Source organism: Chromobacterium alkanivorans (assembly GCF_016937655.1).
Taxonomy (GTDB): domain Bacteria; phylum Pseudomonadota; class Gammaproteobacteria; order Burkholderiales; family Chromobacteriaceae; genus Chromobacterium; species Chromobacterium alkanivorans.
The window spans coordinates 145452-155986 of record NZ_JAFHKL010000011.1 but is presented as its reverse complement, the minus strand read 5'-3'; the positions used below and the strand labels follow the sequence as shown (position 1 = coordinate 155986).

The following is a 10535-nucleotide window of genomic DNA, read 5'->3' as shown; positions in this document are numbered from 1 at the left end:
ACCGAAGGCGGCCTCGCCCAATTGACCCTGCCCGCCCAACGCCGCCAGCGAACTGTTCTGCAGCCCCAAACCCACGCCCGACACCACTGCAACCATACCGACCTCTCGAAAATCAGATTATTCGAGAAGTCTTATCTAGAGAATCGGGGAAAAGTTTAGGGCCAAATGCTAAAAACTCACGTCAATCCGGCGGTACAATTCACACTATCCACCGCCCCTCATCCCCGCAGCCGGCCGCTGACGCCGCCGGGCGGGTTCAGACTCCATTCGCTGATCAGCACCATGCCGTCGGCGGCGGCCACCAACAGGCTCAGCGCATTGGACAGGATCAAGGAGCCCGGCGGATAGGCGTGGCTCTCGCGCCAGGCTTGCGCGCGGTGCACGTGCACGGTGACGCCGTTGACCGCGGCCAGGCATTCGAAATCGCCGAAGGCGCGCACTCGGCGCATGAGGTCCTCCACCGGCAGGCTGAAGTCCAGCATCCGCTCTTCATCCCGCCACAGCGGCCAATAGCTGCTGTTCTCGCCTTGCGGCTGGGCCTGATCCCACAAGGAGGCGAAGTCGCCGGCCACTCGCCCGGCCAGCCGGTACAGCGCCAGTTGCAGCTTCGCGTCCAGCGATTCATGGGTTTCGTCCGGGCGCAGCGCAAACTGCTCCTGCGCCAGCACATCGCCGGCGTCCATTTCCCGGCTCAGTTGATGACAGCTGCAGCCCCATTGCCGATGGCCGTCCAGGATCGCCCTCACCATGGGGTAAGGTCCGCGGCCGACGGGCAGCGGCGACGGATGGAAGTTGACCGCGTAATTCAGATAGGGCTCCCAGTCCGGCACCCGCCAGTTGTAGCTGGCCACCAGCAAGACTTCACAATCCTGCTCCGCCAGCTCCAGCAAATCGCGTTCGCGCATCCGCGACAGCTGCACCGGCACGCCCAAGCGCTCCGCCGCCGCCAGCGATTCCTTGTGGTGATGCATGCGGTGGTCCACCGGGGTGCAGAACAGCTTCACCGGCTGCCAGCCGGCGTGAAGGAACACGTCCAGCACCGGCTTGAAACGATCGGACAAGGTAATGGCAAAACGCATGAGAACATCCCGGCGATTCAGAGGGCTGACTTGTTTATAACAAGACCATCCGAACACGACAGGATGTCTCACGGAAATTAACAGAATCTCCCCGCCTTGCTGGCACGCCCTTTGCATCTAACAGCGGGTCAAGTCCTTGTTCTGACGCGAAAACAGGCCAAATTCGCCGCCAGACGGCAATTCCCTCCGCTGCGGCGGCATGGATTGCCGCCCGCGCCGGCAAAGCGCCGGAACCGGACCGACAATGGAAGTCGAGCTGCTCCGTGAGGCTCACGACCGACAACTCCATCATGACTTTGCGGGAGAACATCCATGTCAGTCAGCAATACCAGCAGCATCGACGCCGGCGGCAACGCCTGGCAACAACGGCGGGCGGTTCATCAACAACGCCGCCAGGATTTCCAGACCATGATCGACGACGTGCGGCAAGGCGATCTGGGCGGCGCGCAGCAGGCGCTCGCCAGCCTGCAGACCGCGGCGTCCGGCAACACGGCAAGCGATTCCAGCGCGTCCAACGGCGGCGGGCAGGATTTCGCCAGCCTGGTCAACGCCATGCGGACCGACGGCAGCGTAGGCGACAGCGGCGCCGCCTCTAGCCAGACCAGCGCCAGCGACAACTTGGCCGTGCTGTTCCAGCAGATGCTCAGTCAGTTGCAAGCCAGCAGTTTCGGCGGCTCCGGCGATAGCAGCGCGAGCGACGCCTTGAGCGCGCTGACCGGCGCCGCTTCGGCCTCCTCGCCCAACTCGCTGTTCAACACTCTGGGCCAGGATCTGAGCAGCGGCAATCTCAGCCAGGCGCAACAGGATTACCAGCAATTGCAGCAAAGCTTGCAGACGGCGGCGCAAAGCCAGCCACCCCACCATCGCCACCATCACCATGGCGGCGCGCAGGTTCAGGCGGCGCTGGCCGCTTACCAGGCCAATAACGGCGACGCAGGCCAGGCGCAAGCCTCCGCGGGCTGAACGCCCCTTCCCCGCCGGACCGCGGCTGACGCCGGGTCCGGCTCATTCTTTTTTAAGCCGAGATGAAAATCCATTCCACGCCGATAAACCCGCCCTCTTATTCCCCAGCGCCCCGCGCCGCGGACGCCGCCGCCTTCGACCCCGAGCTTGCGCCGGCCGCCCCGGAGCCGACGCCGGAACCCGCTCAAGCCAGCCGCCCGCGCCTGGATATGGCCGCGCTGGTGCGGCTGCTGCTGATGCAAATGCAGCTCAAGCTCAGCCAGCCCGGCGACGCCGCCGAGGACACGCTCAAGCTGGCCACCGGACAAGAGGCGCCGACGTCTTCGTCCGGCTCGCTGATCGACGATGTCGGCCAGTCCGCCGCCGCCGACGCGCAAGCCGCCTCCGTCCAGACCGGCGACGAGGCCATGCCGCAAACAGCCGCGTCCAGCGCGGCCCTGCAAGCCTACGCCGGCGCCGCGGCCGCGCCCGGCAAGCCGCTGGCCAGCGCCTGAGCGCGCGCCTGTACCTCTATCTACGCCACTGTGCTAACCTGCCTTATTGGCGGCGGGGCCCCGTCCGCGCTTCGGCGCGCGCAGCCCGCCGCCCGACCGCCGGCCCGGCTGCGGGCCGATTGTTTACGCAGGATCTGGCGCGCCAATGAAATTGCACTTCACCAAAATGCACGGCCTCGGCAACGACTTCATGGTTGTCGACGGCGTGAGTCAAACCATCCCCTTGAGCGCGGAGCGCATCCGTCAGCTGGGCGATCGCCATTTCGGCATCGGCTTCGATCAGTTGTTGCTGGTGGAGCCCCCGCATTCTCCGGACAACGATTTCCGCTACCGCATCTTCAATAACGACGGCGGCGAGGTGGAGCAATGCGGCAACGGCGCGCGCTGTTTCGCCAAATTCGTGTCCGACCGCGGCCTGACCGCCAAATCGCGGATCCGGGTGGAAACCGCCAAGGGCGTGATCGTGCCGGAATACCTGGGCGACGGCCAGGCGCGGGTGGACATGGGCCGGCCGCGCTTCGCCCCGGACGAGATTCCGTTCCAGGCCGAGCGCGAGGCGGTATGCCATGATTTGCAAGTCGAGGATGCGACCTTGTCGGTCAGCGTGGTGTCGATGGGGAACCCCCACGCGGTGCAGGTAGTCGCAGATGTAGCCCTGGCCCCGGTGACGCGCGTCGGCGCGGCCATCGAAAACCATCCGCGCTTTCCGGAACGCGTCAACGCCGGCTTCATGCAGATCCTGGCGCGCGATGAAATCCGCCTGCGCGTGTTCGAGCGCGGCGCCGGCGAAACGCTGGCCTGCGGCACCGGCGCCTGCGCGGCGGTGGTGGCCGGCATTCGCCGCGGCCTGCTGGACCGGCGCGTGCGGGTGCATACCCGCGGCGGCGAATTGACGGTGGAGTGGCCGGCCGACGACGCCGCGGTCACCATGACCGGCCCCGCCGTCACCGTGTTCCAGGGCGAAATCGAGATTTAACGGCCCGCCGTCGGCGCAAGACGGCAGCGGGCTCGCAACAACAACACAGCCGTATAGGGGGCTATAAATCATGCAGACAGATGATGTGCTGGCGTTTTTGGACCAACACCCGGACTTTCTCGCCCATCACGCCGAGCGCCTCGGCCTGAAGCCGGGCGGCGCGCCGCAGGACCGCGTGGTGGTCTCCTTGGCGGAACGCCAAATGCTGGACCTGAAGGACCGCAACCGCCAGCTGGAGTCGCGTTTGCAGCAGTTGATCCGCCACAGCGAAGCCAACGACCGCATCATCGCCAGCGCCCATCAACTGGCGCTGACGCTGCAGGCCTGCCTTGATCTGCAAGACGTGTTGACCGCGCTGCCGGCCTGCTTCGCCGAACATTTCAAACTGAAGCGCGTGGCGCTGCGGCTGTGGCACCCGGCGGCGGAGTCCGCCGGCCCGGCCTACGACGCCCGCAGCGAGGTGGCCGCGCTGGCGCGCAATCTGTCCGCCCCCTATTGCGGGCCCTACGTCAACGACGACGTGCTGGCCTGGTTCCCCGCCGCGCCGGTGCTGCAGTCCTTCGCCCAGCTGGCGCTGCGCGACGGCAAGGGCCAGGCCTTCGGCCTGCTGGCGCTGGCGTCGGACGATCCGCAACGCTTCACCTTCGACATGCACACCCATTACCTGGCCCAGATTGGCGAACAGGTGTCCGCCGTCCTGGTTCGCGTACTGGAGGCTCAATGACGGCGACGCCCACCGGTTGGTTCCTGCTCGCCTTGGTCGCGCTGTTCTACCTGCACATTCTGTGGCGGCTGATCGCCAGCCGCGACGGCATCGCCCAGCTATGCTTCGCGGCGTCGTTCTTCATCCTGGCGCTGATCTTCCGCGCTGACCCTTTCCTCACCGCGCTGTCGCCGGTGCTGCTGCCCTTCTGTTACGCCTACGCCTGGCTGGGCATTGCGGCCGTGCTGTGGTCCGCCAGCAGCTTGAAGGTCAGCCGGCTGGGCCTGGCCTTCCCCGAACGCCAGCCGCAGCTGGCGGCGCTGATGGCCAGCCAGCTCAGCCTGCACCTCGGCATCGTCGCCTTTTCGCGGCTGCTGGACTGGCGGCCGCTGCTGTCCTACCTGATGGCTCCGCCGCTGATCATGGTGGTCAGCTACGCCTGTTACCGCGCGCTGTGGTTCGTGATGCGCCGCCAGCCGGAGGCGCGCCTGCCCTGGACGGTGTTCGGCGGCATGACCGTGATCAGCCCCTTGCTGGTGATGTGGCTGTCCGACTGGCTGGCCCCCATCGTGCTGGGCCTGACCTGACAGGCTTCGCCGCCTGCGTCCATGAAAAACCCGAGTCCTTCGACTCGGGTTTTTTCATGCCGGGCAAGGATGCGCTTACTTCTTGCCGGCTTCGATGGTGATGTTCAGTTGCAGATCGTCGCCCACCGCCGGCGCGTAGGCGCCGACGCCGAATTCGCTGCGCTTGATGGTGGCGGTGGCGTCCGCGCCGCACCACGGCTTCTTGGCCATCGGGTGGGCATCCACGCACTTGAAGTTGGTCACGGTCAGCGTCACCGGCTTGGTCACGCCGTGCAGGCTCAGTTGGCCGTCCACCGCCGCCAGCTTGTCGCCGTTGAAAGTGAATTTGTCGGACTTGAACGTGATGGTCGGATATTTTTCAACGTCCAGGAAGTCCGGGCTGGCGATGTGCTTGTCGCGCGCCGCCCAGCCGCTGTCGTGGCTGGCGGTCTTGATCACGATGTCCACCGAGCCGGTTTTCTTGGCCTGGTCCAGCACCACGGTGCCCTTGGTGTCGTTGAAGCGGCCGCTCAGCGTGGAAAAGCCCAGGTGGCTCAAGGAATAGCCTGCATGGGTGTGCGAGCTGTCCACTTCGTAAGTGACCGGGGCGGCTTGCGCGCTGCCCAGCACGCCCAGCGTCATCACGGCGGCAAACAGAGTTTTCATTTTGGTCGTCACGTCGGTTTTCTCCAGGGTAAAGAAAGGCAAGGTCACTTGCCGGTCAGAACGAATTTGTATTTGACGGTCACCAGGTCGGCGATCGCCTCGGTGTCGTCCCAAGCGCCGTCGCCCACCTTGAACTGCAGACGCTGCAGCGGGAAGCTGCCTTGCAGCGTGGTTTCATTCCCCGCGCTGGCGGCGGTGAAGGTGGACACCACCTCGCGGCTGACGCCCTTCAGGCTCAGCGTGCCGCGGGTTTCGAACTTGCCGCCGCCCAATGCCTTCACCGATTTGGAGGTGAAGGTGGCCTTGGGCAGGCTGGCGATATTGAAGAAGGACGCGCCTCGCACCGTGGTGTTGCCGTCGGCGCTGCCCACGTCCACGCTGCCCAAGTCCACGGTGAACACCGCCTTGGCGGCTTCCGGCTTGGCCGCGTCGAAGCTGACGTTGGCGGCGAAGCTCTTGAAGCGGCCTTCGGTCGGCACGTTCATTTGCTTGAAGGTAAAGCCCAGCGTGCTCTTGGCCGCGTTCAGCGTTTGCGCGGCCTGAACCGGCGCCATTGCCAGCGCCGCGGCGGCGCTCAGGGCGAGGGAAGTCAGAAATTTCATGCTTGAGGATCTCCTTTGCGACAGGACGGCAGCATCCGCGCCAACGTGGCGTCGCGATCGATAAAGTGATGTTTCAGCGCCGCCAGCGCGTGCAGGCCGACGATGGCGACGATGGCGTAAGCCATCAGCGCGTGGGTCCAGCCCAACACATGGCCCAGCGCTTCGTTTTTCTCCACCAGGTCTGGCAGCTGCACCAGGTTGAACCACACCACCGGATAGCCTTTGGCGGAGCTCATCAGCCAGCCCACCAGCGGCATGGCCAGCATCAGCGCGTATAGCAGCAAGTGGATCAGGCCGGCGGCCTTGAGCTGCCAGGCCGGCTGCCCGGGCAGCGGCGCCGGCGCGCCGCGGCGCGCGCGCCAGATCAGGCGCAGCACGGCCAGCGCCAGCACGCTGATGCCCACCCATTTGTGCCAGGCGATCAAGGAGGCTTTCAGTTTGAAACTGGCCGGCGAGGTGATCTGCATGCTGTTGAAGTACCAGCCCATGATCAGGGCGGCAATGATCAACAGCGCGATCAGCCAATGCAGGGCAATCTGTGTCGGGCTGTAGCGTTGCATCGAATTCCTTATTACAAATGAGCGGCAAATTAAACCTTGTCATGCCCGTTAATCATAAAAGCGCGCCCATTGCCGTCATAGCGAAATTATTAGCGCAAAAGATTCAAATTTTCTGAACAACTGACGGAGTACGCAATTACAGTTGAGATTAGGAATCACTATGAATAACAAACGACGGCAAGGTTCCCGTATGCGATATAAAACAAAAAACCGCCAGGGGCAAAGCCCGCTGGCGGTTTCTGGCCTGGCTCAAAAGCCGGTTAACGGCTCTTGACGAAGGGAATGCCTATCGCCTTGGGCGCCACCGCGCGGCCGACGAAGCCCGCCAGCAGCAGCACGGTCAGCACATAGGGAATCACCGCGATGGCTTGCGACGGGATCTGGCCTATGCCCGGCAGCGCCACGCCTTCCAGGCGGATCTGGATCGCGTCGGCGAAAGCGAACACCAGGCAGCCCAGCACCGCCGGCAGCGGCTTCCACTTGCCGAAGATCAGCGCGGCCAGCGCCAGGAAGCCCTTGCCCGCGGTCATTTCCTTGATGAAGCTGCCGGTCTGGTACACCGACAGATAGGTGCCGGCGATGCCGCACAGCACGCCGCCCCAGAACAAGGCGGTGTAACGCACCTTGGCCACCGAGATGCCGGCGGTGTCCGCCGCGTGCGGGTTCTCGCCCACCGCGCGCAGACGCAGGCCGAAGCGGCTCTTGTACAGCACCCAGGCCACCAGCGGCACGATCAGGAACAAGGTCAGATACACCAGGATGCTGTGGCCGGACAGCAGCTTGCTGTACAGCTGGCCCAGCAGCGGCACGTCGCGCAGCTCGTTGGCGAACGGCAGCGCGATCTCGTGGAAGCGGCCCTCGTCCGGCAGCTGCGGGGTGTTGCCGCCCTGCTGGAACCAGGCCAGGCCCAGCACCGGGGTGATGCCGGAGGCGACGGTGTTGAGCGCCATGCCGGAAATCAGCTGGTTGCCGTTGTAGGTGACCGACACGAAGGCGTGGATCATCGCCATCGCCACCGAGGCGGCGATGCCGCAGGCCATGCCTATCCACGGGTTCTGGGTGGCGAAGGCCCCCGCGGCGGCGGCGAAGGCCGCCACCAGCATCTTGCCTTCCAGGCTGATGTCCACCACGCCGGAGCGCTCGGAGAACATGCCGGCCATCGCGGCCAGGATCAGCGGCGTGGCCACGCGCAGCGTGGAATCGAGCAGACTGAAGAAGATTTCCATTATTTGTCGTCCTTGCGCTTGAACAGGCCGGCGATGAACGGCTCGAACAGGTTTTCCAGCGCGCCGCAGAACAGGATGATCAGGCCCTGGATGAAGATGATCATCTCGCGGGTGATCATCGGCTTCTCGAAGGACAGATCGGAGCCGCCCTGGGTCAGCGCGCCAAACAGCAGCGCGGACAGGATGATGCCCACCGGGTGGTTGCGGCCCATCAGCGCCACGGCGATGCCGACGAAACCGACGCCGTTGGTGAACATCACGTTCATGCGGTGGGCGGAGCCCATCAGCTCGTTGACCGCGGCCAGGCCGGACAGCGCGCCGGACACGCACATGGCGATGATGATGACGCGGCTGACGCTCATGCCGGCGTAGCGCGCGGCCGGCTCGCTGGTGCCCACGGTGCGCAGCTCGAAGCCCCAGCGGCTATGCCACACCACCAGGTAGAACAGCGCGGCGGCCAGCAAGGACATCACGAAGGTCAGGTTCAGCGGCGAGGTGGGAATCTCCACGCCAAAGCGCGCCGCCAGTTCATGGATGGCGGGAATCCAGGCCGCCTGGCCGAATTCGCGCGTGGTCGGGTTCTGCGAGCCGGCTTCGATCAGGTGATGGCTGATCAGGTACAACATCAAGGAATAAGCGATGAAGTTGAACATGATGGTGGTCACCACGATGTGGCTGCCCCGCTTGGCCTGCAGCCAGCCCGGCACGAAGGCCCAGGCCGCGCCGAAGCCCATCGCCGCCAGGATGGCCAGCGGCACCAGCACCGCCGGCGGCAGGCTGTGGTCGAAGCCCAGCACCACCAGGGTGACGCCCAGGCCGGCCAGATAGGTCTGGCCTTCGCCGCCGATATTGAACAGACCGGCGTGGAAGGCGGTGGCCACCGCCAGGCCGGTGAAGATGAAGCCGGTGGTGTAGAACAGCGTGTAGCCTATGCCCTCGCCGTAGCCGAAGGCGCCGTTGATCAGCAGCTTCAGGCATTCCCAAGGGTCTTCGCCTATCAGCCAGGTGACCAGGCCGGTCACCAGCAAAGCCGCCAGCAGATTAAGCGCCGGCAGCACCGTCAGCTGCGCCCAGCGCGGCAAGGTGGAAGGTTGTCCGAATTTCAATGCTTGTGCCCCCCCATCAGCAGGCCCAGCGAAATGGTGTCGGCGTCCTTGGCCGCCACTTCGCCGGTGATCTGCCCGCCGGCCATGACCAGGATGCGGTCGGCCAGCGCCAGGATTTCTTCTAGTTCAACCGAGACCAGCAAAATGGCCTTGCCTTCGTCGCGCAATTCCACCAGCCGTTTGTGAATGAATTCGATCGCGCCGATGTCGACGCCGCGCGTCGGCTGGCCGATCAACAGCAGGTCCGGGTTGGCGTGGATTTCCCGCGCCAGCACCACTTTCTGCTGATTGCCGCCGGAGAGCAGGCCCACGCGCAGCAGCGGATTGCCCGGACGGATGTCGAATTGCTGGATGAAGTCGCGGGTGCGCGCCAGCAAGCGCTTGCGCGAATACCACGGGCCGCGGCCCAGACCGGTTTCGCCGTGATAGCCGAGGATGGCGTTTTCATAGCTGGAGAAGGCCTTGACCAGGCCCTCGCGCGAACGGTCCTCCGGCACGTGGGCGATGCCCAGCTTGCGGTAGAGCGCGGCGCGCGGCTGGGCACCGCAACGGCGGCGCAGCAGGTCCTCGCCCTTGTAGACCATCTCGCCGGCGCTGGGCTCCAGCATGCCGGCCAGCACTTCCAACAGCTCGGACTGGCCGTTGCCGGACACGCCGGCGATGCCGACGATCTCGCCGGCGCGCACTTCGAAGTTCAGCTGGTCCAGCAGCTTGACCGCGCGCGCGTCGGTCAGGCACAGATTCTTGACGCTGAGCACCGCCGCGCCCGGCTCGCGCTCGGCCTTGTCCACTTTCAGGCTGACCTTGCGGCCCACCATCAGGTCGGCCAGCTTTTCCTTGTCCACGTCGCAGGTGGCGACATTGGCCACCACGGTGCCGGCGCGCATCACGCTGACGCCGTCGGTGATGTCCATCACCTCGCGCAGCTTGTGGGTGATCAGGATCACCGTCTTGCCCTGCGCCTTCAGCGAACGCAGGATGTGGAACAGGTGGTCGGCTTCCTGCGGCGTCAGCACCGCGGTGGGCTCGTCCAGGATCAGCACGTCGGCGCCGCGGTACAGCGCCTTGAGGATTTCCACCCTTTGCTGCAGGCCCACGCCCAGATCGCCCACCAGCGCGTCCGGATCCACCTCCAGCGAGTAATTGCGGTTGAGCTCTTTCAGATGCTCGCGGGCCTCGTCCAGCCCTTTTTTCAGCACCAGGCCGCCTTCGGCGCCCAGCACGATGTTTTCCAGCACGGTAAAGGTGTCCACCAGCATGAAATGCTGATGCACCATGCCGATTCCCAGCTCGATGGCTTCCTGGCTGTTGCGGATCGGCGCTTCCTTGCCGTTCACCCGGATGGCGCCGCTGTCGGCCTGGTAATAGCCGTACAGAATGCTCATCAACGTGGATTTACCGGCCCCGTTTTCGCCGATGACGCCATGGACGGTGCCCTTGGCGATTTTCATCGAGACGTCGCGGTTGGCTTTGACGGCACCAAAACTCTTGTTGATGCCCGCCAGCTCAATGGCAAACTCGGTCATGCTTATTCATATTCCCTGGTTAGGGTCAATCTGATTCCGCTGCGGCATGAACAAACAGGCACGATGAA

General features: G+C 64.8%; 12 protein-coding genes. 5 read left to right on the top strand and 7 right to left on the bottom strand.

All coding sequences use genetic code 11. The annotated features are described in order from the left end of the window. Positions 1-218: 218 nt before the first annotated feature. The gene (locus JW897_RS19125; protein WP_205467294.1) at positions 219-1079 is read right to left on the bottom strand and encodes a methionyl-tRNA formyltransferase; all 861 of its coding nucleotides are present in this window, start codon (positions 1077-1079) and stop codon (positions 219-221) included. 312 nt (positions 1080-1391) lie between these two features. Here JW897_RS19125 and JW897_RS19120 point away from each other — a divergent pair, with 312 nt between their 5' ends. From JW897_RS19120 to JW897_RS19100, 5 genes are all read left to right on the top strand, one after another. Beyond that, entirely contained in the window at positions 1392-2042 is a 651-nt protein-coding gene (locus JW897_RS19120; RefSeq protein ID WP_205467293.1) for a hypothetical protein, read from the top strand. Positions 2043-2104: 62 nt separating this feature from the next. After that, on the top strand, positions 2105-2536 hold the full coding sequence (locus JW897_RS19115; protein WP_205467292.1) for a hypothetical protein: 432 nt from the start codon (positions 2105-2107) through the stop codon (positions 2534-2536). A gap of 145 nt (positions 2537-2681) precedes the next feature. After that, positions 2682-3512, top strand: coding sequence for a diaminopimelate epimerase (gene dapF, locus JW897_RS19110; protein WP_205467291.1), 831 nt, complete (start codon positions 2682-2684; stop codon positions 3510-3512). Between the two features lie 70 nt (positions 3513-3582). Beyond that, positions 3583-4236 carry a DUF484 family protein gene (locus tag JW897_RS19105; RefSeq protein WP_205467290.1) on the top strand — a complete coding sequence of 218 codons (654 nt, stop codon included), beginning with the start codon at positions 3583-3585 and terminating at the stop codon, positions 4234-4236. Beyond that, the gene (locus JW897_RS19100; protein WP_205467289.1) at positions 4233-4802 is read left to right on the top strand and encodes a hypothetical protein; all 570 of its coding nucleotides are present in this window, start codon (positions 4233-4235) and stop codon (positions 4800-4802) included. Before JW897_RS19105 ends, JW897_RS19100 begins: the two co-directional genes overlap by 4 nt. A 75-nt stretch (positions 4803-4877) precedes the next feature. On the opposite strand, the gene JW897_RS19095 is transcribed toward JW897_RS19100, so the two are convergent. From JW897_RS19095 to JW897_RS19070, 6 genes are all read right to left on the bottom strand, one after another. Beyond that, positions 4878-5447 carry a YceI family protein gene (locus JW897_RS19095; protein WP_048412213.1) on the bottom strand — a complete coding sequence of 190 codons (570 nt, stop codon included), beginning with the start codon at positions 5445-5447 and terminating at the stop codon, positions 4878-4880. A 44-nt stretch (positions 5448-5491) separates the two neighbouring features. Further along, positions 5492-6049: a YceI family protein gene (locus tag JW897_RS19090; protein ID WP_048412107.1), complete on the bottom strand. Its 558-nt coding sequence runs from the start codon at positions 6047-6049 to the stop codon at positions 5492-5494. Beyond that, positions 6046-6609, bottom strand: coding sequence for a cytochrome b (locus tag JW897_RS19085; RefSeq protein ID WP_048412108.1), 564 nt, complete (start codon positions 6607-6609; stop codon positions 6046-6048). The genes JW897_RS19090 and JW897_RS19085 overlap by 4 nt, the downstream gene beginning before the upstream one ends. A gap of 260 nt (positions 6610-6869) precedes the next feature. Then, a complete protein-coding gene (locus JW897_RS19080; protein WP_048412109.1) occupies positions 6870-7835 on the bottom strand; it encodes an ABC transporter permease in 966 nt (321 codons plus the stop codon). Next, positions 7835-8941, bottom strand: a complete 1107-nt coding sequence (locus JW897_RS19075; protein WP_039755570.1) for an ABC transporter permease — start codon at positions 8939-8941, stop codon at positions 7835-7837. The genes JW897_RS19080 and JW897_RS19075 overlap by 1 nt, the downstream gene beginning before the upstream one ends. Next, positions 8938-10467 carry an ABC transporter ATP-binding protein gene (locus tag JW897_RS19070; protein ID WP_205467288.1) on the bottom strand — a complete coding sequence of 510 codons (1530 nt, stop codon included), beginning with the start codon at positions 10465-10467 and terminating at the stop codon, positions 8938-8940. Before JW897_RS19070 ends, JW897_RS19075 begins: the two co-directional genes overlap by 4 nt. Between the last annotated feature and the right edge of the window lie 68 nt (positions 10468-10535).